Source organism: Nitrospirota bacterium, assembly GCA_040757335.1.
Taxonomy (GTDB): Bacteria; Nitrospirota; Nitrospiria; order 2-01-FULL-66-17; family 2-01-FULL-66-17; genus JBFLXB01.
The window spans coordinates 82,860-105,312 of sequence record JBFLXB010000001.1; the positions used below are offsets into that span (position 1 = coordinate 82,860).

Genomic DNA, 22,453 nt, shown 5'->3' on the forward strand with positions numbered 1-22,453 from the left:
CTAAGCGGCCTTCGGGGTTCTGGACCGCGACCGTCCATTGGTCGCGCTTTTTGGCCGTGTGGTGGTCCGCTTGCGTCCCCACGCGGCCCGGATTTCGCGCTCGGCTCTGAGCCAGTCGTCCACGTCGCATCCGTGCGAGTGGCCGCGCATCTCGAACAGTTGGTAGGCGCGCTCGGCGATTTGACGCTGCAGCGTGGGGTCGTTGGAGTGGTGGCGGGTGGCGGCAATGCTGGTCAAGCCTTTGGTCTCACGCTTCATGAATCGGTCCTCCGTTCCACGGATTGACGATGATCAGCGCTCCGTTTGCCGGCGCCGCGTTGGGAGTAAATGTAGCACGCTTCGCGCGGATCGCCATCCGGAACGGACCAACCGGGGATGATCTGGGATGGCTTCGTGATCAGACCGAGCGGGCACTGCCTCGAAAGAGGTAAGATGCATCGCTCCTTTGTCGATCGAAACTGGGACGGGTGCGGGATGGCTCGACGCAGTGAGGTTGCGCCATACTGGCGCCCACAGGAATGACGCCGGGTTGGATTTACGCAGGAGGACGTGCCATGCCCCTGTACGAGTACGAGTGCCAGGACTGCAAGAAGATCTTCACGGTTGCCCTGAGTCTTCGCGAACACGACCAGGGCAAGCCGGCCTGCCCCGGCTGCGGATCCAAGAACGTCGGTCAGCTCATCAGCCCGTTTATCGCCAAGACGGCCAGTAAGACGTAGCAGACGGGCTTGACAGCGGGCCGTGTCGGCGCCTATAAGGCGTGGTCCCGTCGGGACGACCTGAGCGCGATCGGCATGGAGGCCAGTGATTCACCCGCGCATCCGGACCGCGATGCCCCGCACCGCCCGGCCCCTGCGACCGGATCCAGGAGAGCGATGAGCTGGGTGATCGACCGATCTGGCGTTGACGCGTTGTGCCGGGTGCTGACCGCACGCGGCTACGCCCTGGTGGGGCCCACGGTCCGAGACGGCGCCATCGTATATGACCGCATCACCTCCTCGGCCGACCTGCCGGTTGGTTGGACCGACGAGCAAGCCGGCGGCGCGTACCGCCTCAAACCCCGCAACGACCGCGCGTTGTTCGGGTACGCGGTCGGCCCCCATTCCTGGAAAAAGTACCTGTTGCCCCCTCGCCTGACCTTGTGGCGCGCCGAACGCGAAGCGGACGGGTTCGTGGTCCTGGAGGAATCGCATGATCCGCCTCGGCTCGCGTTGATCGGCGCGCGATCGTGCGAGCTGCGCGCCCTCGCCATCCAGGACCGCGTGTTGTTGGAGGACGCGTGTGTCGATCCCTACTATCGGACGCAGCGCGATCGGCTGTTCGTGCTCGCGGTCAACTGCGGTCAGGCCGGGGGTACGTGTTTTTGCGCGTCGATGGACGCGGGTCCGCGCGCGTCCTCCGGGTACGATCTCGCCTTGACCGAGGTCGTTGCAGGCGAACGCCACTATTTCGTCGCCGACGCGGGCACCCCCGCGGGCCATGAGGTTCTCAACGCCGTGCCGCATGCCACTGCGACGCCGGACGAGATTGGGATGGCGGACGCGGTCATCGCCCGAACCGCGGAGTCCATGGGGCGCAGCCTGGACACCACGGACATCAAACGACTCCTGTACGACAACCTGGATCACCCCCGCTGGGACCAGGTGGCCCAGCGATGCCTGGCCTGCGGCAACTGCACCATGGTGTGCCCCACTTGTTTTTGCACCACGGTGGAGCAGGTGACGAAGCTCGCGGGCGCGAAGGCCGAGCAGGTGCGGACGTGGGACTCCTGTTTTACTCTCGACTTCTCGTACGTCCACGGCCCCGGGAGCCTGCGCTCGACGCACAAATCGCGCTACCGGCAATGGATGACGCACAAGCTCGCGACGTGGATCGACCAGTTCGGCACCTCCGGGTGCGTGGGGTGCGGCCGCTGCATCACGTGGTGCCCGGTCGGGATCGACATCACGGAGGAGACGGCCGCGATTCGGGGGGGCACTCGTTGATTCCCTGTCCCGCCGAGATCGTGGAGAAGCGCTCCGAGACCAGGGGGATCTACACGTTCCGCCTCCGCGTGAAAGACGAAGGCAAACGGGCCGCGTTCCGCTTTCGTCCGGGCCAGTTCAACATGGTGTACGCGTTCGGAGTTGGCGAGGTGCCGATCTCGATCGCGTCGGACCCGGACGACCTGGACGGACTCGATCACACCGTTCGCATCGTGGGCAACGTGACCGGTGTGCTCGAGCGGCTGAAGGTGGGGAACGTCGTGGGGCTGAGAGGGCCCTATGGGAGCTGGTGGCCGCTCGAAGAGTCACGGGGTCGCGACGTGATCGTGATCACGGGCGGCCTCGGCTGCGCGCCGGTGGTCTCGGTGATCAGCTACGTGGTCAGACGCCGCGGATCGTTCGGCGCACTCAAGATCCTGCACGGGATCAAGGCGCCGACGGATTTGGTCTACCGCCGGCAGTTCCAGGCGTGGGCCAAGCACCCCAACACCGAGGTGCACCTGACCACGGATCAGCCCGACCGGAGGTGGCGCCACCACACCGGCGTGGTCACCACGCTGCTGGGCCGGGTGACCCTCGACCCCGCCAACAGCGTGGCGATGATGTGCGGGCCCGAGGGGATGATGCGGGCCGCGGCCCGAGAGCTCCTTGAACGGGGCGTCCCGACGGAGAGCCTCTACGTCTCGATCGAGCGCAACATGAAATGCGCGGTGGGGTTGTGCGGCCACTGCCAGCTTGGCTCCGAGTACGTGTGTAAGACCGGGCCGGTTTTCCGATTCGATCGTATCCGCCATTGGTTCGAGCACCCGGGAGTATAGAAGCCTGTCCATGACGGGTCATCTGCGTCGTTGTCGCTGCGCTTCCGGTCCTCACGTACGACTCCAGTACGCTGCGGTCCGGTTCTCGCTCCGCCTTGCATCTGACGCCGTCCTGAACAAGGCTCCGATTCCGTAGGAATCGGGTCGTCGGACTCAATGAACGATGTCGCGTTCTGGAGATCGGATGGGGATGCAGGGGCGTGTCACGGTGAAGCGACTCAATGGCGCTGCGGCAGGGCGGGCACGGCGTCGGCCCAAGCTGGCGGTGTGGAAGTTCGCGTCGTGCGACGGGTGCCAGTTGACGTTGCTCAACTGCGAAGACGATCTGCTGGCCATTGCCGATGCCATCCGGATCGCGGATTTTCGTGAGGCCTCGCGAGCAGTGCTGAAAGGACCTTACGACCTGTCGCTGGTGGAGGGTTCGATCACGACTCCGGCCGACGCCGACCGTATTCAACGGATCAGGGCCGCGTCGAAGACCCTGGTGACCATCGGCGCGTGCGCGACCGCCGGGGGAATCCAGGCGCTGCGCAACGCGAAGGACGTCAAGGAGTTCGTCTCGCTCGTCTACGCCGCGCCCGAATACATCGAGACGCTGGCGCTCTCGACCGCGATCGGCGATCACGTGCGCGTCGACTTCGAGCTGCGCGGTTGTCCGATCGACGGCGCGCAGCTCCGCGAGGTGATCCGCGCCTTCCTGCAGGGACGGCGGCCGCAGACACCCGCGTCGAGTGTGTGTCTGGAATGTAAACGCGCGGGAACCGTGTGCGTGATGGTCGCACACGGGGCGCCCTGCCTGGGCCCGGTCACGCACGCCGGCTGCGGCGCGCTCTGCCCCAAGTACGCGCGCGGCTGTTACGCCTGCTTCGGTCCCATGGAAACCCCGAACACCGCGTCGCTCACCGCGTGGCTCGCCGCGACCGGAGTTCCGGATCAGGACCTCGGGCGGTTGTTCGCCACCTTCAACGCCGATGCGCCGGCGTTTCGAAGGGAGGCCGCGCGGCATGGCTAGGAGCCTGTCCACGAAAGGCCATCTGCGGCGTTGTCGGTCGGCCTTGCGTGCTCACGTACAACCCAGTACGCTCCGCGCGCAAGGTCCTCCCTCCGCCTTGCATCTGGCCTTCCCTGAACAGGCTCCCGATGGGGTCACTCGGACAAGTGGCTAGGCGGACGATCAAGGTGGACGCGCTCGCGCGCGTGGAGGGAGAGGGCGGCCTCGAGGTGACGGTCAAGGACGGCGCCGTCACCGACGTCAAGCTCGACATCTTCGAGCCGCCGCGGTTCTTCGAAGCGTTGCTGCGCGGGCGCCGGTTCGACGAAGCGGCGGACATCACCTCGCGCATCTGCGGGATTTGCCCGATCGCGTATCAGATGAGCGCGATCCATGCGATGGAGGACGCGTGCGGGGTTCGGGTGGACGGGCAACTCCGCGCGCTGCGGCGCCTGATCTACTGCGGGGAGTGGATCGAGAGCCACGCCCTGCACGTATTCATGCTCCACGCGCCGGACTTCCTCGGCTACGCGAGCGGGATCGAGATGGCCAAGGACCATCCCGCCCTCGTCGAGCGCGGTCTGAAGCTCAAAAAGGTCGGAAACGAGGTGATCGCGTTGTTGGGCGGGCGTTCCGTGCACCCGATCAACGCCAAGTTGGGCGGGTTCTACCGGCTGCCCACCCGGGCGGAGCTGTCCGCGTTGGCGGAGCCGCTGCAATGGGCGCGCGACGCCGCGTTGGAGACCGTGCACTGGACCGCGACATTACCCATCCCGGACTTCGAGCAGGACTACGAGTTCGTGGCGTTGCGCCACGAGGATGAGTACCCGTTCAACGAAGGGCGGCTCGTCTCCAACCACGGCCTCGATATTGCAGTTCGCGACTACGACCACCACTTCGAAGAAACGCAGGTCGCCCACTCCAACGCGCTGCATTCGGCGATCCGGGGGCGAGGCGCCTACCTGGTGGGGCCGCTGGCGCGCTACGGCCTGAACTTCGACAAGCTCTCGCCCATTGCGCAGGACGCGGCGCGACGCGCGGGCCTGGGATTGGTGTGTCGCAATCCGTTCCAGAGCATTGTCGTGCGCAGCGTGGAAATCCTCTACGCGTGCGACGAAGCGCTGCGGATCATCGAGCAGTATCAGGCGCCCGAGCGGGCGGCGGTGGAGGTGCGTCCGGCCGCCGGCGTGGGCTACGGTTGCACCGAAGCTCCGCGCGGGATGCTCTACCATCGGTACCGCATCGACGACCAGGGGGTAATCCTCGACGCGAAGATCGTGCCGCCCACGTCGCAGAATCAGCGGATGATCGAGCAGGACCTTCGCGACCTGGTGCCGCGGCATCTGGATTTGCCCAAGGACCAGTTGACGTGGCGTTGCGAACAAGCGGTCCGCAACTACGACCCGTGCATCTCGTGCGCCACGCATTTCTTGACGGTGAAAATAGGTCAAGCCTGAGACTCGGGCCCAAAGTCGTACGGCAATTTCGCCCCTTTTGGGGGAGTGACAGAAGGGGGCCTGCTCTGCGAGAGTGCCAGGGTCCCCAATCACCCGGGGAGACGAAGTCCGTCGGTTCGGCCACACAAAGGAGGTCGATATGAGAAGGCAATTCGTCCAATCAACATATTGGAGCTTGGCTGTGGCGTTTGTGCTGAGCGTTGGTGGGTCCGGCGCAGCGTGGGCCGCTGACCAGGATCAAACGCGTGACCAGGATCGTGACCTCTTGCAGTTGCGGGATCAAATCCACAAGGACACGAACCTGTCCCAGCAAGAGTTGGACGCGCTGGACCCCGAACTGAAGCAGTACCTCCAGCAGAAGGGCGGAGGGGAGCAGGTGCGCGCCACGATTCGCACGGCCCTGCAGAACAACTGCAAAGCGGAGTGCCTCAGGGAGACGGTCCGGAGCATGAACCGGGCGATGAGCCAGGGCGTGACTGACAAGGAAGCCCGCAACATGGTCGAGAGCGCAGTGCGCGAGCAAGCCCGCGAACGCGATCAAAAGCGCCTGGCTGTGAGCGATCAGGAGCTGGGGAATCAGGTACGTACCCGCGTGGAGAACCAGTTGACGGCGATGGAGCAGCAGAAGACCCGGGAACGCGAGCAAGCTGAGAAACGGGAGATGGAGCGAGGTCTGGGATCGCCTGCGCCCGGTGGTGGGCCTGGACCCGGCGGGAGTGGGAAGGGTGGAAACTAACGGCGATCATGGCGCTGCTGAAGGTGGCGGGCCATCAGTCGGCCTCTCCGTGCAACGCACACTCTACTAAAAAGGAGGCAAAAAGATGAAACGAAGATTCTGGGGCGCGGCCGCAGCCGCAAGCGTGCTTCTCTTATCGGTCGGCTTCGTTGCGGCCGCTGATCAGGAGAAAAGCCAACAACAGATTGCGACGGAAACGCAAGGACAGGAGCAGATCTACGGCAGCCAATTGATGACGGAGCAGGAGCGCGCTGAATATCAGGCGAAGATGCGCGCCGCGAAGACTGCCGAGGAGAGAGAACAGATCCGAAAACAACACCACGAGCAGATGGAGGTACGCGCCAAGGAACGCGGAGTGACACTCCCTGACGAACCGCCGATGACGGGGGGCGGAATGGGGATGGGGCCCGGAATGGGGATGGGGCCTGGCGGCGGGAAGCCATAACGCTCTTACATGAGACGTCTCGTCCCCGCGCTCTGGGTGCTCGCGGCGTCAACTCCGGTTTGGGCGGCGTCGCCGGCGTTGCTGGTCGATCTGGGCGCGGGGGGAGGGTACGACGACAACCTGAATAACGCGACCTCGGCGGAACAGCGAGAAGGCTCGATGTTCGGCACGTCGTGGTTGACCGCCGGCGTGTTGAACCGGGTGGCTGAGAGGCTGAGAGTCACGTTGAACGGCGCCTACAGCGGTACGTATTATGCCGAGTTCGACGACCTGACGGTCAATGCTCTGTCCGTCAGGTCGTCGGGCCGCTTCTCTCGGGGCACGGCGACGTCGTTCACCGTTGGTGCTGGCGCGGGCCGACGCTGGTACGGAGACGACGAGCGCAACGCCACGGTGTACGAGTTTTCGCTCGGGCTTCGAGAGCGGTTCGCGCCGCGGTTCTCGTTGAGAGCTGGGTACCGCTATGCGAGCCGCGCGGCCGAGGTGTCGACGTACAGCTCGCGCGGCAACCGGTTCACAGTGGATGGGGAGTTTCAACCGGATGACAGCACGTGGATCGGATTGGGCTACGGCGTTGCGGTGGGCCAGAGCGTCTTTTACGAATCCGCGGCCACCCCAACGCCCTCAAACGGGCGGGGGCGCCGGCCGTCATCGACCTTTGGGGCCAATCAGGTCGCCTTCAAGGACGACACCACAACCCACACGCTGTCGGCGAGTTGGGAACAGGGGGTGGCCGAATCACTCTTCGCCCGCGTCGAGTACGCGTATTCATTGGTGACGGCCGACGCGGGAGACGCGCAAGACAACCTGGTGTGGGGGAGTGTCGGGTACCGGTACTGACTGGGAGGATGCGACATGGCGCGGGTGGTGATCATCGGGGCTTCGATCGGCGGACTACCGGCCGCGTACGAGTGCCGTAAGGCGCTCGGCAAGGCGCATCAAGTCACCGTGGTGTCCAACGTCGATTACTTCCATTTCGTGCCTTCCAACCCTTGGGTCGCGGTCGGATGGCGGACGCGCAAGGACATCAGCTTTCCCCTGGCGCCGGTCTTGAGGAAAAAAGGAATCGAGTTCCTCCACGCCGCGGCCGACCGAATCGACCCGGCTCGGAGCGTGGTGGTCACGGCGCGGGGCGAGGTGCCGTACGACTACCTCATCGTCGCCACCGGCCCCAAGTTGAACTTCGGCGCCGTGCCGGGGCTGGGGCCGAGCGCGTACACCCAATCGATCTGCACGGTTGATCACGCCGAACAGGCGTGGGGCACCTATCAAGCCTTCCTCAAGGATCCGGGCCCGATCGTGGTAGGAGCGGCGCAAGGTGCGTCGTGTTTCGGCCCCGCGTACGAAATGGCCTTCATCCTGGATACGGATCTCAGAAAAAAACGGATTCGGCGCAAGGTGCCGATCACGTTCGTGACGCCCGAACCGTACGCCGGCCACATGGGGCTCGCGGGGGTCGGGAAATCCAGGCGCCTGATGGAGGACGAGTTCGCCGATCACTCGATCACCCCGGTGACCGGCGTCGCGATGCGCGAAGTACAACCGGGTCGGGTGATTCTGGAAACAGGGCAAGAGATTCCGTTCCGGTACGCGATGTTCATCCCGCCGTTCGCCGGCGTCGACGCGGTCGCGGCCACGCCCGGGTTGTGCAACCCCAAAGGCTTCGTCACGGTCGATGCCTACCAGGCCAACCCCACGCACAAGAATATCTACGCGGTGGGCGTCTGCGTCGCGATCCCGCCGGTTGAGCAGACGCCGATCCCCACCGGTGCGCCCAAGACCGGCTATATGATCGAATCCATGGTTGCCGCGGCCGTCCACAACATCAAGGCCGACATCGAGAACGATCCCAAACGCGAGACCGCGACGTGGAACGCGATCTGCCTCGCGGATATGGGCGATACCGGGGTGGCGTTCGTCGCCCTGCCAGAGATACCGCCTCGGGACGTGACGTGGGCCAAAAAGGGCAAGTGGGTCCATCTCGCCAAGGCGGGGCTGGAAAAGTACTTTTTGTACAAGATGAAGCGCGGGGTGAGCGAGCCGTTCTACGAGCGGGCGATCCTTCGCTCGCTGGGGATCACCAAGCTCACGCGGCCAGCGTAAAGGACGGTCACCAGGAGGTATCGAGGATATGCTGACGTCGGTCGGTCGTGTGGGGTTGTGCGTGGGAACATTGGTGCTCGTGGTGTGCGGGTGGGGAGTGGTCCCGAAGGAGGCGGGGGCGAGAAAAGCTGAACCCAGCCGTAGTACCCAGTCTCAGGTGGTGGCGTTGTTCGACGCGGCGTGGAGCGGCCAGACCGACACGGTCAAGACGCTGCTGGCTGCGGGAGTCAACGTCAATGCGAGGGACCCCGCGTCCAAGACCGCGCTGATGGCCGCATCCGTCAACGGCTACGCCGAGACGGTTAAGGTGCTGCTGGCCGCGGGCGCCGACGTCAACGCGCAGGACGAGTATGGGGAAACCGCACTGATGAACGCCGCGTTCAACGGGTACGTGGACATCCTGGACCTATTGGTCACTGCGGGCGCGGACGTGAACGCGGCGCGTGAAAGCGGCGATACCGCGCTGATGGATGCGGCCTGGAACGGGGACCTCCGCATCGTCAACGCCTTGCTCGCGGCGGGCGCCGAGGTCAATGCCCGCACAATCGACGGCGACACCGCGCTGATGTTGGCGTCGTCGAAAGGGCACGTCGACGTTGTTCGATCCCTGCTTGCGATGGGGGCGGACGTCAACGCGGAGAACCGGTACGGAGACTCCGCAATCGATCTGGCGGTCGAGGAAGGATATCTGAGCGTGGTGCGGCTGTTGCTCAAGGCTCGGTGAGAGGCCGTACGTGCATCTGGAGCCGCGACCTCGGCTGCTGCGGAGGGTGGTGATCGGGGTGGGCAACCCATGGCGGGGAGACGACGCCCTCGGGCTGGAGGTTGCGGAGCGTGTGAAGCTGCGGGCGCCTGACATCGAGGTCAAGGCGTACCGCGGTGACGTCCTGGATGTGTGTGCGGTCTGGAACCACGCCGAGCTGGCGGTGGTGGTCGACGCGATGGCCTCTAAAGAAATGCCGGGTACGATCCGGCGATACGATGTTTGCGGCGCCACCCTTCCCTACGCGGCGTTTCGCGGGTCGACCCATGCCTTTGGTTTGGGCGACGCCGTGGCGTTGGCTTGCGCGATCGGTGCACTCCCGCCTCGCTTGGTGGTGTACGGTGTGGTGGGAGCGCGTTTCGATCTCGGACAGGTGATGAGCCCGGCGGTGGCTCGGGTGCTGGACGACCTGGTCGAGCAGATCCTTGTCGAGTGCGCCGCCCATGCATGAAACCGCGTGGCTCACTGCCCTCGTTCGGACCGTGGCGTCCGTGGCGCGCCGTGACGGCGCCAAACGCGTGGTCGGCGTGACCGTGCGCCTGGGTCCCGCATCGGCGCTCTCCATCGAGCACATTCGTGAAGGGTTTGCCGATGCGGCGCGCGGCACGATCGCCGAGGGCGCACGACTGGTCATCACCCAGGTCGGGGTGGAAGCGGGGCCCATCGACCGCAACGAAGGGTTGGACAGCATCGAGATCGAGACATGATCCGGACTTCAGCGGACGTGGTCCCACCGCGCGCGCCGGCGTCGGCCCAGGCATTGCTGGAACGGCGCTGTCTGGTGGTCAGCGGTCTGGTGCAGGGCGTGGGGTTTCGTCCGTTCGTGTATCGGCTCGCCACGGAGTTGGGGCTTTCCGGTTGGGTCAAGAACACGCCGGTTGGGGTCTGCGTCGAGGTCGAGGGTGAGGCAGGCGCCATCGACGAGCTGGCGCGACGCCTCCGGTCGGAGCCTCCGCCGAACGCGGTGATCCGGCGCGTGGAGATGACGGCCGGGGCCGCGGTGGGCGTCTCGGGATTTTCGATCGAGCCGTCCGACGCGGCGGGAGCGGCGGAGAGCCAGGTGCCGCAGGATCTAGCCCCGTGCCGGGACTGCACGGCCGAGGTGTTCGATCCCGGAGACCGGCTCTACCGCTATCCATTCGCCACCTGCACGCAATGCGGCCCGCGGTTCACGATCATCCAATCGATGCCGTACGACCGGGCGCATACCACTATGGCGTCCTTCGCGTTGTGTGCCGAGTGCCGCCGCGACTACGAAGATCCCATGACCCGGCGATTTCACGCCCAGGCCGTGGCCTGCGCCGCGTGCGGCCCGCAGCTCGCGTTGTGGGACACGAACGGGCGGACCCTGTCATCGGACGACGACGCGTTGCGCGAGGCGGCCGACGCGATCCGGCGAGGGCTGATCGTGGCGGTCAAGGGCGTGGGCGGCTTCCATTTGATGGCAGACGCCTCGAATGACGCCGCGGTGCGCGAACTCCGCCGCCGCAAGCAGCGGCCGGACAAGCCTTTCGCCGTTCTGTGCGGCTCACTCGACGTTGTTCGGTCGATCTGCCGCGTGGGTGACGTCGAGGCCTCGCTGCTGCGTTCGGCCCAGGCCCCAATCGTGATCCTGCCCGCGCGACGGTCGGACGTGGCTCCGTCGGTCGCGCCCGGTAACCCACATCTCGGGGTCATGTTGCCCCCGTCGCTGCTCCATCTCCTGTTGATGCACGACCTGCGAACCCCCGTGGTCGCCACCAGCGGGAATCGGTCCGATGAGCCGATCTGCACGCGCGAGCACGAGGCGGTCGCGCGGTTCCGCGACATCGCGGACCTCTTGTTGGTGCACGACCGCCCGATCGCACGGCACGCGGATGATTCCGTGGTACGGGTGATCGCGGGAGAGGGCGTGGTGCTTCGACTGGGTCGGGGCTACGCGCCGCTTGCGGTCCCCGGGACGCCAAGCCGACCGATGATGCTGGCCGTGGGCGGTGGGCACAAGAACGCCGTGGCAGTGGTCACAAGCAACGGGACCGTGCTGAGCCAGCACGTCGGGAGCTTGGCCAACCCGGACAGCCGGGTGGTGTTTCACCGCACCGCGGCGGACCTGGCTTGGCTGCACGGGGTGTCGCCCGACGCGCTGGTCTGTGACCTTCATCCGGATGATCCCGCGGCCCCCGAAGCGCGAGCACCGGGGCGCGCCATGATCCCGATCCAGCATCACCACGCCCACATCGTGTCCTGTATGGCGGAACACGAGCTGGACGGCCCGGTGCTGGGTGTGGCCTGGGACGGGACCGGGTACGGAACCGACGGCACGATCTGGGGCGGCGAGTTTCTGGTGGCGGATCGAGCGTCCTGGCGCCGCATCGGCCACCTCCGGCGGTTTCGGTTGCCTGGTGCGGATCACGCGGTGCGGGAGCCGCGGCGCTCGGCGCTCGGCGTGTTGTTCGAGCTGTTCGGCACGCGCGCCATTGAACGGACCGATCTGGCGCCGGTTGCGTCGTTCTCCGAGTCGGACCGGGCGATTATGGGCCGGATGCTCGGCCGAGGGATCAACTCGCCCGTGACATCGAGCGCCGGCCGGCTCTTTGATGCGGTTTCAGCATTGATCGGGATTCGGCAGATTACGACGTTCGAAGGCCAGGCCGCGATGGAACTGGAGTTCGCCGCGGAAGAAATCCCCCCTCACCTTCCTTTGAGAAAAATCCCCCCATCCCCCCTTTGGCAAAGGGGGGTAAGGGGGGATTTGCCGGCAGGGGATCGGGGGGAATCGCAGTCTACCGGTGAGCCATATCCAATTGAGGTCATGGAGCGGGGTGGAGTTCTCGTGGTTGATTGGGGCCCGACGATCCTCGCGATAGTCGACGACCTCGAACGCGGCGTCCCCGCGTCATGGATGGCGCGGGCGTTTCATGACGCGCTCGTCGACGCGATCGTGGCCGTGGCACAACGCGCCGGGCAGGAGCGGGTGGTATTGACCGGCGGGTGCTTTCAGAATCGATACCTGACCGAACGCGCGCTGGACAGGCTCGTCGCGTCAGGGTTCCGGGTTTACCGGCACCGGTCTGTTCCGCCCAACGATGGCGGCCTCGCGCTCGGACAAGGTGTGGCGGCGTCCAGGCAATTGCACCCCCCACCCTCCCCTCCCCCTCAACGGGGGAGGGCAAGGGAGGGGGTGGCACTTTCCAGGCCTTCATAACCGGATCGATATGTGCCTTGGTATTCCGGGCCGGATTCTTGAGATCGGCGGCGAAGGCGTCACCCGGTCGGGTCGCGTGGACTTCAGCGGTATCGTCAAAGACGTGTCTCTCGCGTTCGTGCCGGAAGCGGGGCTCGGCGACTACGTGATCGTGCACGTCGGGTTTGCGATCGCGCGGGTGGACGAAGCCGAGGCTTCCCGGGTGTTCCGGTACATCGACGAGATGGGAGAGCTGAAGGAACTGGAAGACGGGGGCCGATGAGATTCGTCGACGAGTACCGCGATTCCGACGCGGCCGCCGAGGTCGCGACCGCGATCGGGCGCATCACCACCAAGCCGTGGACCATCATGGAGGTGTGCGGCGGCCAGACCCACGCGATCGTGCGATTCGGCATCGACCAACTGCTCCCGAAGGGCCTCACCCTGGTCCACGGGCCGGGGTGCCCGGTGTGCGTGACGCCGATCGAGTTGATCGACGCCGCCATCGAGATCGCTTCGCGGGACGACGTCATCTTCTGTTCGTTCGGCGACATGTTGCGCGTCCCGGGTTCGTCGCGGGATCTGTTGGCCGTGAAGGCGAGCGGGGGCGACGTGCGGATCGTGTATTCGCCGCTGGATGCGCTGGCGCTCGCCAAGCGGCAGCCTGCGAAACAGGTGGTGTTCTTCGCGGTGGGGTTCGAGACCACGGCGCCGGCCAATGCCATGGCGGTCTATCGCGCGCGCCACGAAGGTGTCGACAACTTCTCGGTCCTGGTCGCCCACGTCTTGGTGCCGCCCGCGATGTCCTCGATCCTGGCCTCACCTAACAACCGCGTCCAAGGGTTTTTGGCCGCGGGCCACGTGTGCGCGGTGATGGGCTACACCGAGTACGAGCCGTTGGCGCAATGCTTCCGAGTGCCGATCGTGGTCACGGGCTTTGAGCCGCTCGACATCCTCCAGGGCGTGTACCTGTGCGTCAAACAATTGGAGAACGGGCGGGCCGAGGTCGAGAACCAATACGCCCGCACCGTGCGGCGGGAGGGAAATGCCCAGGCCCAGGCCATGGTACTGGAAGTCTTCGAAGTGGCGGGGCGGACGTGGCGCGGCATCGGAGACATCCCTGGCAGCGGCCTGGCGCTGCGCCCGCGTTACGCGAGCCACGACGCGCTGCAACGGTTTCCGTTGCAGCAGCTGGCGCAGAGCCGGGACACCGAGTGCATCGCGGGTGAGATCCTGCTGGGGGGGAAAAACCCGACCGACTGTCCCGCGTTCGGGGCGCGATGCACCCCGGAACATCCGTTGGGCGCGCCCATGGTCTCGTCCGAAGGCGCGTGCGCCGCCTACTATCGGTATCGGCGATCACCCCCCACCCATTACCTCCCCCGCAAGGGGGGAGGGGAGACCAATGGAGCGCCGCGATGAGTCCACCCAAACAATCCATTTCGTTGTCATGCCCCGTCCCGATCACCCATTCCCACGTCCTGCTCGCGCACGGCGGCGGCGGGCGCTTGATGCACCGGCTGATCGAGGACGTGTTCCTCTCGGCGTTCAGGAATCCGTTGATCGAAACCCGTCACGACGCGGCGGTGGCCGTGCTCAGCGGCGCGCGGCTCGCGTTCACGACCGACTCCTACGTGGTGAATCCCCTGTTTTTCCCGGGAGGCGACATCGGTGTGCTCGCGGTCAACGGCACGGTGAACGACCTTGCAATGGCCGGCGCTCGTCCGATCTACCTTAGCGCGAGCTTCATCATTGAAGAGGGATTGCCGGTGGAAACCCTCACCCGCGTGGTACGTTCGATGCGAACCGCGTCGGATGAAGCCGGCGTCCAGATCGTGACCGGTGACACCAAGGTGGTGGACCGGGGCAAGGGGGACGGCCTGTTCATCAACACCTCCGGCGTGGGGCTCGTCGAAGCCCGTCATCCGATCGCTCCCACCCGGGTGCGACCGGGTGACGCGATTCTGGTGAGCGGGGACCTGGGCCGGCACGGGATCGCGGTGATGTCCGCCCGCGAGGGACTGGAGTTCGAGACCACGCTGGAGAGCGACACCGCGCCCCTGGCCTCGCTCGTGCTCGCGATGATCGACTCCGGCGTGGAGATCCACTGCCTGCGCGACCTCACGCGCGGCGGGTTGGCGAGCGCGCTCAATGAGATCGCCGAGGCCGCCGGGGTATCGATCGAGATCGACGAGCGATGCGTGCCGATTCGGGACCAGGTTCGAGGCGCGTGCGAGTTGCTCGGGTTCGACCCGCTGTACGTGGCCAACGAAGGCCGATTCGCCGCGTTCGTCCCCGAGGCGGATTTCGAACGCGCGAGGGACGTGATGAAGGCCCACCCGCTGGGCGCGGGCGCCGCCCTGATCGGCCGAGTGAGTCACACTGGCGATCCGACGGTCGTGGTCAGCAGCCCGATCGGAACCCGCCGAATCCTCGATATGCTGAGCGGCGAGCAGTTGCCCCGGATCTGTTGAGGGAATGGCATCCGACGACAGGAGGTGAGATGAAAATCATCGTGGCGGTCGATGGCTCCAAATTTTCGCGCTGGGCCACGGACCTGCTGGTGGGTCTTCCGTTGGCCGAAGAACCCGAGATCGAGATCATGCACGTGGTGGACGTCCCGACCGTGACGGAGGCGTTGATCGCCCCGTCGATGGTGGAGAAGTATCGGAAGGGGAGCGCGGCGATGGCCGAAAAGAAATTCGAGCTGGCGCAGCGGCTGACCGCGCAGGTCCTCGAGCGGGTGCGGAAGCGGTGGAGCCGGGTCGGAGCGATCATCACGCGTGGGCCCGTCGCCGACACGATCGTGGCCCGCGCCCGGAAGGAGAAAGCGGATCTCATCATCGTGGGCGCTCGCGGCCTGAGCAATATCCAACGCTTCCTGTTGGGGAGCGTGTCGCAGAAGATCGTGACGTACGCCCCCTGCGCGGTCCTGGTCGTCAAGCAGAAAATCCGCGCGCTCAAGCGGGTGCTGGTGGCGGTGGACGGTTCCAAGGCTTCGGACAAAGCCGTGCGATTTCTGCGAACCCGGTTCGTTCCCAAGAAACTCCAGGGAACGGTCATGTACGTGTGGGAATATCCGATTCATCCTCATCCGTCCAGCGCGCTGATGCAAGTCATCGCCAAGAAGTACTCCGAGCCGTTGGCTCGATCCGGACTCCGAACGAACGCCATGTGGGTGATGGGGCACTCGGCCCAGAAGATCGTGAACGTTGCCTCGCAGAAACGGCCGCATCTGATCGTCGTCGGATCCAGGGGCCTCACCGGCCTCAACCGCTTCCTGTTGGGAGGCGTCTCGCATCAAGTCGTCAAACACAGCCGTGAAGCCGTCTTGGTGGTGCGGTGAGCCGAACGGTTCGCGTCCTCGGCCCGGTCCCTGATCCCGCCGCCGACGGGAAGGGTGAGCGCGCCCGTCTTCGATAACGTCTTTGCCGAGGTCGCCGCCCTGCTGATGGTCGCGGCGGTCTGCGGATACGTCGCCCGGTGGTTGCGGCAACCGTTGGTGGTGGCGTTCGTCGCGGTCGGCATCCTGGTCGGTCCCGCGGGCTTGCACTGGGTGCAGTCGGCCGACCAGGTCGATCTGCTCGCGAAGATCGGGATCACGCTGCTGTTGTTCGTGGTCGGGCTCAGGCTCGACCTGCACGTGATCCGCAGCCTGGGCCGGGTGGCCTTGGCGGTGGGGTCGGGACAGGTGGTGTTCACCGCGCTCGCCGGTTACCCGATCGCGCTCGCGCTGGGGCTGGCGCCGATTCCGGCCTTGTATGTGTCGGTCGCCCTCACGTTCTCCAGCACGGTGATTATCGTCAAGCTGTTGTCCGACAAGCGCGAGATCGATGCGCTGCACGGGCGCATCGCGCTGGGCATCCTCATCGTCCAAGACCTGGTGGTGGTTCTGGCGATGATTGTGCTGGCTGCCTTCGGAGCGGCCGGCCGGGACGACGTTTTCGGTTACGGCATGTTGGGAGTCGTTTCCGGGGGTGTCGCCTTCCTGGGGGGTGTCGCGCTGATGATGCGATACGTCCTTCCGCGGCTGCTCGACCGACTGGCCGCGTCAACCGAACTCCTGATTCTCTTTGCGGTCGCGTGGGGCGTGTCGCTGGCCGCGCTCGCCGAAACCCTGGGATTCGGCGAGGAGGTCGGCGCCTTCGTGGCGGGTGTTTCCCTGGCCTCGACCCAGTACCGCGAGGCGATCGGGTCTCGTCTCGTCGGGTTACGGGATTTCTTGTTGCTCTTCTTCTTCGTGAGTCTCGGCGCCCAGCAGGACATCGGGCTGCTCGATACGCAGATCGGTCCCGCGCTCGTCCTGTCGCTATTCGTGCTGATCGGCAATCCGCTCATCGTGATGATCATCATGGGGGCGATGGGATATCGCAAGCGCACCGGCTTGTTGACGGGCCTGACGGTCGCTCAGATCAGCGAGTTCTCGTTCATCCTGGGCTCGTTGGGAAGAGACCTGGGCCACATCGATTCGGGGGCGCTCGGGTTGATCACGCTGGTGGGATTGGTGACGATCGCGTTGTCGACATACATGATCCTCTATTCCCACGTGTTGTACGAGCGATTCGCCCCGTGGCTCGGCGCGTTCGAGCGCCGGACGGCCCATCGCGAGGAAGCCCTTGACTCGCCCGACGCCGCTCCGCAGGCCGACGTGATCGTGTTCGGCCTGGGGCGGTACGGCAGCCGGATCGTGGCGGGGCTTCGCCGGCGCGGTGCCGCGGTGCTGGGCGTGGACTTCGACCCCGAAGCCGTGGCGCGCTGCCGGAGCCTGGGCGTCCCCACGCACTACGGCGATGCCGAGGACCCGGAATTTCCCGCGAACCTCCCGCTCGGCCGTACGCGATGGGTGGTCAGCACCACGCCGGTCCGCGAGGTCAACATGGCACTGCTCCACGCGCTTCGCCACCATCGGTATTCCGGCAAGGTGGCGCTGACCGCGCACTCGGTCGCGGATCGGGACGTCCTGGCACAGAGCGGCGCGGATCTGGTGTTGTTGCCGTACGCGGATGCGGCGGATCAGGCCGTGGACCTACTGACCGAGCCCGGGGCCAGGCCGGCGCGTCCGTCGGCTGCTGAGCCTGACACGGACATCGGCGCCAGTCGGGCGTGAAAATTCACCACCTCACGGCCCCCGAGGCGCTCGCCAGCCTCCACAGCGCGGCCGACGGCCTGACCGAGGATCAGGCGGCTCGGCGGCTCAAGGAGTTCGGCCCCAACCGGGTCGAGCAACTCGCCAGGCGTCCCCTGGCGATCCGGTTCGCCAAGGGGCTCACCCATTTCTTCGCGCTTATCCTCTGGGTGGCCGCAGGCCTGGCGCTGATCGCGGAGTGGCGCCAGCCGGGGCAAGGCATGGCCGCCTTGGGCGCGGCCATCGTGGGCGTGATCCTGATCAACGGCCTCTTTTCCTTCTGGCAGGAGTATCGCGCCGAACGCGCGATACTGGCGCTGCAGCGTCTGCTCCCTCATCGGGTCCGCGCTCTTCGCGACCGGGTCGTGACCGAGATACCGTCCGAAGACCTGGTTCCCGGCGACGTGATCCTGTTGCAGGAGGGCGACGACGTGCCCGCCGACTGCCGCGTGATCGACGCGTTGGGCGTGCGGGTCAACAACGCCACAGTGACCGGCGAATCACTGCCCAAGGCCCGGGACGCCCGCCCCAGTTCCGAGGAAGATCCGCTCCGCGCGAAAAACGTCCTGCTCGCGGGTACGTCCGTGGTCTCGGGTGGAGCGCGCGCGGTGGTGTTCGCCACCGGGATGCGCACCGCGTTCGGGACCATCGCGCACCTCACCCAAACCGCGGGAGAAGCGCTCTCACCCCTTCAGCGCGAGATCGTACGCCTGAGCCGCGTCGTCGCGATCCTCGCGGTGGCGCTGGGAGTCGTCTTCTTCGTGATCGGCCGCGCGATCGGGTTGCCGTTCTGGGCCAACTTCATCTTCGCGATCGGGATCATCGTGGCGAACGTGCCGGAGGGATTACTGCCCACGGTCACGCTGTCGCTGGCCATGGCCTCGCAGCGCATGGCGCGGCGCCACGCGTTGGTGCGCCGGCTCGCGTCGGTCGAAGCCTTGGGGTGCGCCACCGTGATCTGCACGGACAAGACCGGCACGCTGACGCAGAACCGCATGGCGCTCAAGCAGGCGTTCGTGTCCGGCGAGGTCCTGGATGCGGACGGTCTGGTCGCGCGCGCGGGAGCGTCGCTCGCGGCACGGAAGGTCCTCGAGGTCGCACGCTTGTGCCACGACCTCAAAACCGTTGATCGCAACGGCCGGCCGGAGGTGGTCGGAGACCCCATGGAGATCGCGTTGGCCGACGCGGCGCGGCGGGCGGGATTGGACGCGGACCGGGCGCAGCGGATGGACGAGGTGCCGTTCGACGCGGATCGGAAGCGCCTGTCCGTGTTGTGCCGAACGCCTGAAGGGCCGACGCTCTACACCAAGGGCGCGATGGAGACCGTGCTTCCGCTGTGCGATCGCATTCGGGACGGCGAGGCGGTGCTGGCGCTGACCGAGGAGCGGCGGGCGGCGGTGGCGCGCGCCTTGGAGGCGATGGCCGACCGCGGGTTGCGCGTGCTCGCGTGCGCGGATCGTCCGGCGGCGGACGGCGAGGACCGGACCGGGCTCGAGCGCGGTCTGATTCTCTCGGGTCTGGTGGGGTTGGAGGACCCGCCGCGGCCTGAGGTGCCCGGCGCGATCCGGACGTGCCGCGACGCCGGCATCAGGGTGGTCATGGTGACCGGGGATCACCCGCACACCGCGCTCGCGATCGCGCGCGAAATCGAGTTGGTCCGATCGCCTTCGCCGGTGGTGATCACCGGAGACGAGATCCGGAGGCTGTCGGACACGCAGCTTCAACTCGCCGTGGCCGCGCCCGAGATCGTCTTCGCGCGGGTCACCGCGGACCAGAAACTGCGCATCGTGGCCGCGTTACAGGCGCGCAAGGAGATCGTGGCGGTCACCGGCGACGGGGTCAACGACGCGCCCGCGCTCAAGAAAGCAGACATCGGGATCGCGATGGGCCTTGCCGGGACCGACGTGGCGCGCGAGGCTGCGGACATGGTGCTGGTGGACGACAATTTCGCGAGCATCGTGGCCGCGGTGGAGGAAGGCCGCGCCGTGTTCGACAACATCCGCAAGTTCCTCACCTACATCCTCACCTCGAACATCCCGGAAATCGTGCCCTACCTCGCGTTCGTGGTGTTCAAGATTCCATTACCCCTCACCATCATCCAGATTCTTGCTGTCGACTTGGGCACCGACATGCTGCCCGCGCTCGCGCTGGGCGCCGAGCCGCCGAATCACCAAGTCATGCAACGCCCGCCGCGGCCGCGCACCGCTCGATTGCTCGACCGGCCCTTGTTGCTTCGGGCCTACCTGTTCCTCGGGGGGCTGGAAGCGGTCGCGGCCATGAGCGCGTTCTTCTGGGTGCTCGAGGGCGGAGCGTGGGCTTACGGGGACCGGCTTTCCGGGAGCGATCCCTTGTATCTGCACGCCACCACGGCCTGCCTGTCCGCGATCATCGTGATGCAGGTCGTCAACGTGTTCGCCTGTCGCGACCACCGCGCGTCCGCCTTCTCGTTCGGCCTGTTCAGCAACCCGCTGATCCTTGCCGGCATCGCCGCGGAGGTCGCATTGATCCTGCTCATCGACTACACGCCGTGGGGCAATCTGTTCTTCGGCACCGCGCCCATCGCGCTCGGCGCGTGGCTCTTCGTGATCCCATTTGCCGTTGGCATGCTGGTGCTGGAAGAGGCCCGCAAGTGGATCGTGCGCAAACGAAATGCGACGTCGTGGCTTAGCGGTCGATGAAAGAAGTCCACATCATTCCACTGGCCGAACGGAAACTGGCGCGTCGGGGCATACCGCGGGAGTGGGTGGTGGAGACGATCCGTACGCCGGACCAAGTGGTGGAGGGTTACGGGGGCCGCGTGGTCGCTCAGCGGCGGTATCGGGTGCGCGCCGAAGACATGCTGTTACGTGGTCACTGGGTACCTGACGGCTGCAGTCACGCGGTACTGGAAGGGGAGCGGGCGATGAGAATTGAATACGATTCGGTTCACGACCTGCTAAACATCGAATTCTTGAAGGACGCGGAGATCGTCGATTCGCTGGAGCTCGACGGGATCGTCGTCGACTACGCGAAAGACAAGCGGATCGTGGCGATCAAGGTGTTGGATGCCAGCAAACGTACCACCCGTGATCCGCTCGATCTGATCGATCTCGCCATCATTCGCGCAACGCCCTCCCGGCCGGACGTGGTGCGGGAAACGCAACCCAAATATCGGAAAAAGAAGAAGCGAGCCCCGTAGACGGGTACCGGGACCTCCGGTGCTCGATGCCAGTGCCTCCAATTTGATGTCACAAATTGTGACCTCAAACGCGGGAAGCGCGCCGCGTCTCGGAATCAACGTACAGAGAAAGGATTCGAAGAACCGAGCCGAGGCACGGCGACTTGCTCTACAGCCGCGAAGGGACCTACTTCGGTCTCGCGGCAGAAATTCCGCCGAATACCAGACATCGCCAGCCAGGACCTGAAGACGGGGCAGACGATCCAACAACTCATGACGCTTTGTGATGAGATCCGGAGAACCCACGCTGACTTCAAGAAAACCATCGCAGCACACGTCCGAGGGACACCAGTTAATCACGAGCTGAGCGCCGTCATCTTCTCGGATTCACTGGTTAATGCAGCAGCTGGCCCCACAAATCAGAGCCTTATGGCCGCTGCGACGTCGAGACCATAAGGAGTGTGGGCGTGCTCGCGGACCGCGCCACAGCCAGAACCGGGGTGCTGTACGGTCAGACGGGTGGGACACGTAGGACGTGTTGGACAGGGCAGGAGTCGGCCTGGTAAGAGGTCCGACACAGACCGGGAGGGAACCATGTCGGGTGCTCAGCGTTTGATCCCGCCGCATGGCGGCTACCGCAAGTTGCGAAGTTTTCAGTCCGCGCAATTGGTGTATGACGCCACCGTGATCTTCTGCGGCCGGTTCATCGATAAGCGCTCCCGCACATACGACCAAATGATTCAAGCCGCGCGCAGCGGGGTGCAGAATATCGCTGAGGGCAGTATGGCCTCCGCCACCTCGAAGAAGACCGAACTCAAGCTCACCGGCGTGGCCCGGGCCAGCCTGGAGGAACTGCTTCTGGACTACCAGGACTTTTTGCGCCAGCGCGGGCTGCGGATCTGGAGCAAGGATTCACGAGAAGCTTTGGAAGTGAGAAAGAAGTACCAGTCTGACAAGTCGGACCAGTCGGACGGGTCTGACCCGTACTGCATGGCAACGGCTTCGCCCGAGGTGGCGGCGAACACGCTCATTTGTCTGATTAACCAAGCCAGCTTTTTGCTCGGGCGGCAGTTGCAAACGCTGGAGCAGACCTTTCTCAAAGAGGGCGGGTTTACGGAGCGGTTGTACCGTGAGCGGCAGGCGAGGAGACGCGCGGAGCCGTGAGCCGGTTTTCGGAATCTGTGGTCTAGCCGGCGACCGCCAGCCGCCGAGACCGAGCCTCAAACGGCTGTCCTGCCTTGAGCATCGCGTAGATCGTCTTCAACACCGCCCGGGCGACGGCCACCCGCGCGGTATTCGTCCCATGCTTACGCTGGATCCGCCAATAGAGACTCCGAAACTGCGGAGCGCCATTGATGGCATGGATCGAGGTCTCCACCAAGATCCACCGGAGCCCCCGGACTGGCTGGCAAGGGAATTTCTGTGATATTGTTTGCTTGTTTCGGAGAGACGTATGAGCGAAGTTGAGCAGTTGGAAAGCCGGATTCAGAATCTCTCGCCGGAAGAGCTTGCCAAGTTCCGGGCGTGGTTCTTGGAGTTCGACGCGCGCGTTTGGGACAAACAGATCGAAGCCGACCTCAAGGCCGGGAAGCTCAGCGGCCTCATTGCCGAAGCCCTCGCCGACTACAAAGCCGGCAAAGCTCGCGAGCTTTGAGGCATCTCGCCTCTCCTAAGTTCTGGGCTTCATATCGAGCGTTGCCGGATGACATT

At 65.5% G+C, this 22,453-nt stretch carries 24 protein-coding genes; 22 read left to right on the top strand and 2 right to left on the bottom strand.

What is annotated here, in order from left to right; genetic code table 11:
• On the bottom strand, positions 1 to 258 hold the full coding sequence (locus AB1451_00425) for a DUF2934 domain-containing protein (GenBank protein MEW6681376.1): 258 nt from the start codon (positions 256 to 258) through the stop codon (positions 1 to 3).
• 296 nt (positions 259 to 554) lie between these two features.
• Here AB1451_00425 and AB1451_00430 point away from each other — a divergent pair, with 296 nt between their 5' ends.
• The 21 genes from AB1451_00430 to AB1451_00530 all read left to right on the top strand — a co-directional run bounded on the left by AB1451_00430 (position 555) and on the right by AB1451_00530 (position 21,907).
• Entirely contained in the window at positions 555 to 719 is a 165-nt protein-coding gene (locus AB1451_00430) for a zinc ribbon domain-containing protein (GenBank protein ID MEW6681377.1), read from the top strand.
• Positions 720 to 875: 156 nt separating this feature from the next.
• Positions 876 to 1,985, top strand: coding sequence for a 4Fe-4S dicluster domain-containing protein (locus tag AB1451_00435; GenBank protein MEW6681378.1), 1,110 nt, complete (start codon positions 876 to 878; stop codon positions 1,983 to 1,985).
• Positions 1,982 to 2,803 (top strand): FAD/NAD(P)-binding protein, encoded by an 822-nt coding sequence (locus AB1451_00440; protein ID MEW6681379.1) that lies wholly within the window; start codon positions 1,982 to 1,984, stop codon positions 2,801 to 2,803. Before AB1451_00435 ends, AB1451_00440 begins: the two co-directional genes overlap by 4 nt.
• 190 nt (positions 2,804 to 2,993) lie before the next feature.
• The gene (locus tag AB1451_00445; protein MEW6681380.1) at positions 2,994 to 3,815 is read left to right on the top strand and encodes an oxidoreductase; all 822 of its coding nucleotides are present in this window, start codon (positions 2,994 to 2,996) and stop codon (positions 3,813 to 3,815) included.
• A gap of 128 nt (positions 3,816 to 3,943) precedes the next feature.
• On the top strand, positions 3,944 to 5,251 hold the full coding sequence (locus AB1451_00450; protein MEW6681381.1) for a Ni/Fe hydrogenase subunit alpha: 1,308 nt from the start codon (positions 3,944 to 3,946) through the stop codon (positions 5,249 to 5,251).
• Between the two features lie 139 nt (positions 5,252 to 5,390).
• Positions 5,391 to 5,987 (top strand): hypothetical protein, encoded by a 597-nt coding sequence (locus AB1451_00455; GenBank protein ID MEW6681382.1) that lies wholly within the window; start codon positions 5,391 to 5,393, stop codon positions 5,985 to 5,987.
• Positions 5,988 to 6,072: 85 nt separating this feature from the next.
• A complete protein-coding gene (locus AB1451_00460) occupies positions 6,073 to 6,432 on the top strand; it encodes a hypothetical protein (protein MEW6681383.1) in 360 nt (119 codons plus the stop codon).
• A 9-nt stretch (positions 6,433 to 6,441) separates the two neighbouring features.
• A complete protein-coding gene (locus AB1451_00465) occupies positions 6,442 to 7,272 on the top strand; it encodes a hypothetical protein (protein ID MEW6681384.1) in 831 nt (276 codons plus the stop codon).
• 15 nt (positions 7,273 to 7,287) lie between these two features.
• Positions 7,288 to 8,535 (top strand): FAD-dependent oxidoreductase, encoded by a 1,248-nt coding sequence (locus AB1451_00470; GenBank protein ID MEW6681385.1) that lies wholly within the window; start codon positions 7,288 to 7,290, stop codon positions 8,533 to 8,535.
• Positions 8,536 to 8,563: 28 nt separating this feature from the next.
• A complete protein-coding gene (locus AB1451_00475; protein MEW6681386.1) occupies positions 8,564 to 9,259 on the top strand; it encodes an ankyrin repeat domain-containing protein in 696 nt (231 codons plus the stop codon).
• Between the two features lie 10 nt (positions 9,260 to 9,269).
• Complete coding sequence (locus AB1451_00480; GenBank protein MEW6681387.1) at positions 9,270 to 9,749, top strand: hydrogenase maturation protease; 480 nt, start codon at positions 9,270 to 9,272, stop codon at positions 9,747 to 9,749.
• A complete protein-coding gene (locus AB1451_00485) occupies positions 9,742 to 10,005 on the top strand; it encodes a hydrogenase maturation nickel metallochaperone HypA (GenBank protein ID MEW6681388.1) in 264 nt (87 codons plus the stop codon). The genes AB1451_00480 and AB1451_00485 overlap by 8 nt, the downstream gene beginning before the upstream one ends.
• Entirely contained in the window at positions 10,002 to 12,482 is a 2,481-nt protein-coding gene (gene hypF / locus AB1451_00490; protein ID MEW6681389.1) for a carbamoyltransferase HypF, read from the top strand. The genes AB1451_00485 and hypF overlap by 4 nt, the downstream gene beginning before the upstream one ends.
• Positions 12,483 to 12,492: 10 nt before the next feature.
• Positions 12,493 to 12,744: a HypC/HybG/HupF family hydrogenase formation chaperone gene (locus AB1451_00495; GenBank protein ID MEW6681390.1), complete on the top strand. Its 252-nt coding sequence runs from the start codon at positions 12,493 to 12,495 to the stop codon at positions 12,742 to 12,744.
• A complete protein-coding gene (gene hypD, locus AB1451_00500) occupies positions 12,741 to 13,883 on the top strand; it encodes a hydrogenase formation protein HypD (protein ID MEW6681391.1) in 1,143 nt (380 codons plus the stop codon). Before AB1451_00495 ends, hypD begins: the two co-directional genes overlap by 4 nt.
• Entirely contained in the window at positions 13,880 to 14,935 is a 1,056-nt protein-coding gene (hypE, locus tag AB1451_00505; GenBank protein MEW6681392.1) for a hydrogenase expression/formation protein HypE, read from the top strand. Before hypD ends, hypE begins: the two co-directional genes overlap by 4 nt.
• Before the next feature lie 29 nt (positions 14,936 to 14,964).
• Positions 14,965 to 15,807, top strand: a complete 843-nt coding sequence (locus AB1451_00510) for a universal stress protein (GenBank protein ID MEW6681393.1) — start codon at positions 14,965 to 14,967, stop codon at positions 15,805 to 15,807.
• Positions 15,808 to 15,912: 105 nt separating this feature from the next.
• Positions 15,913 to 17,568: a cation:proton antiporter family protein gene (locus AB1451_00515; protein ID MEW6681394.1), complete on the top strand. Its 1,656-nt coding sequence runs from the start codon at positions 15,913 to 15,915 to the stop codon at positions 17,566 to 17,568.
• Entirely contained in the window at positions 17,565 to 20,264 is a 2,700-nt protein-coding gene (locus AB1451_00520) for a cation-transporting P-type ATPase (protein ID MEW6681395.1), read from the top strand. The genes AB1451_00515 and AB1451_00520 overlap by 4 nt, the downstream gene beginning before the upstream one ends.
• A complete protein-coding gene (locus AB1451_00525) occupies positions 20,261 to 20,764 on the top strand; it encodes a DUF2283 domain-containing protein (protein MEW6681396.1) in 504 nt (167 codons plus the stop codon). Before AB1451_00520 ends, AB1451_00525 begins: the two co-directional genes overlap by 4 nt.
• Before the next feature lie 573 nt (positions 20,765 to 21,337).
• On the top strand, positions 21,338 to 21,907 hold the full coding sequence (locus AB1451_00530) for a four helix bundle suffix domain-containing protein (protein MEW6681397.1): 570 nt from the start codon (positions 21,338 to 21,340) through the stop codon (positions 21,905 to 21,907).
• Positions 21,908 to 21,929: 22 nt separating this feature from the next.
• Here the strand turns inward: AB1451_00530 and AB1451_00535 are convergent, their stop codons facing one another.
• The gene (locus AB1451_00535) at positions 21,930 to 22,121 is read right to left on the bottom strand and encodes a hypothetical protein (GenBank protein MEW6681398.1); all 192 of its coding nucleotides are present in this window, start codon (positions 22,119 to 22,121) and stop codon (positions 21,930 to 21,932) included.
• A gap of 75 nt (positions 22,122 to 22,196) precedes the next feature.
• On the opposite strand from AB1451_00535, the gene AB1451_00540 reads away from it, so the two are divergent.
• Positions 22,197 to 22,397: a hypothetical protein gene (locus tag AB1451_00540; protein MEW6681399.1), complete on the top strand. Its 201-nt coding sequence runs from the start codon at positions 22,197 to 22,199 to the stop codon at positions 22,395 to 22,397.
• The last annotated feature ends 56 nt before the right edge of the window (positions 22,398 to 22,453 follow it).

What these genes read in the sequence shown, in the direction of transcription:
- AB1451_00470 (MEW6681385.1), top strand. Translation starts at nt 7,288, where the DNA reads ATGGCGCGGGTGGTGATCATCGGGGCTTCGATCGGCGGACTACCGGCC.
- AB1451_00510 (MEW6681393.1), top strand. Translation starts at nt 14,965, where the DNA reads ATGAAAATCATCGTGGCGGTCGATGGCTCCAAATTTTCGCGCTGGGCC.
- AB1451_00460 (MEW6681383.1), top strand. Translation starts at nt 6,073, where the DNA reads ATGAAACGAAGATTCTGGGGCGCGGCCGCAGCCGCAAGCGTGCTTCTC.
- AB1451_00425 (MEW6681376.1), bottom strand. Translation starts at nt 258, where the DNA reads ATGAAGCGTGAGACCAAAGGCTTGACCAGCATTGCCGCCACCCGCCAC.
- AB1451_00515 (MEW6681394.1), top strand. Translation starts at nt 15,913, where the DNA reads ATGGTCGCGGCGGTCTGCGGATACGTCGCCCGGTGGTTGCGGCAACCG.
- hypF (MEW6681389.1), top strand. Translation starts at nt 10,002, where the DNA reads ATGATCCGGACTTCAGCGGACGTGGTCCCACCGCGCGCGCCGGCGTCG.
- AB1451_00530 (MEW6681397.1), top strand. Translation starts at nt 21,338, where the DNA reads ATGTCGGGTGCTCAGCGTTTGATCCCGCCGCATGGCGGCTACCGCAAG.
- AB1451_00540 (MEW6681399.1), top strand. Translation starts at nt 22,197, where the DNA reads ATGAGCGAAGTTGAGCAGTTGGAAAGCCGGATTCAGAATCTCTCGCCG.
- AB1451_00475 (MEW6681386.1), top strand. Translation starts at nt 8,564, where the DNA reads ATGCTGACGTCGGTCGGTCGTGTGGGGTTGTGCGTGGGAACATTGGTG.
- AB1451_00485 (MEW6681388.1), top strand. Translation starts at nt 9,742, where the DNA reads ATGCATGAAACCGCGTGGCTCACTGCCCTCGTTCGGACCGTGGCGTCC.
- AB1451_00445 (MEW6681380.1), top strand. Translation starts at nt 2,994, where the DNA reads ATGCAGGGGCGTGTCACGGTGAAGCGACTCAATGGCGCTGCGGCAGGG.
- hypD (MEW6681391.1), top strand. Translation starts at nt 12,741, where the DNA reads ATGAGATTCGTCGACGAGTACCGCGATTCCGACGCGGCCGCCGAGGTC.
- AB1451_00455 (MEW6681382.1), top strand. Translation starts at nt 5,391, where the DNA reads ATGAGAAGGCAATTCGTCCAATCAACATATTGGAGCTTGGCTGTGGCG.
- AB1451_00495 (MEW6681390.1), top strand. Translation starts at nt 12,493, where the DNA reads ATGTGCCTTGGTATTCCGGGCCGGATTCTTGAGATCGGCGGCGAAGGC.
- AB1451_00465 (MEW6681384.1), top strand. Translation starts at nt 6,442, where the DNA reads ATGAGACGTCTCGTCCCCGCGCTCTGGGTGCTCGCGGCGTCAACTCCG.
- hypE (MEW6681392.1), top strand. Translation starts at nt 13,880, where the DNA reads ATGAGTCCACCCAAACAATCCATTTCGTTGTCATGCCCCGTCCCGATC.
- AB1451_00435 (MEW6681378.1), top strand. Translation starts at nt 876, where the DNA reads ATGAGCTGGGTGATCGACCGATCTGGCGTTGACGCGTTGTGCCGGGTG.
- AB1451_00450 (MEW6681381.1), top strand. Translation starts at nt 3,944, where the DNA reads ATGGGGTCACTCGGACAAGTGGCTAGGCGGACGATCAAGGTGGACGCG.
- AB1451_00525 (MEW6681396.1), top strand. Translation starts at nt 20,261, where the DNA reads ATGAAAGAAGTCCACATCATTCCACTGGCCGAACGGAAACTGGCGCGT.
- AB1451_00430 (MEW6681377.1), top strand. Translation starts at nt 555, where the DNA reads ATGCCCCTGTACGAGTACGAGTGCCAGGACTGCAAGAAGATCTTCACG.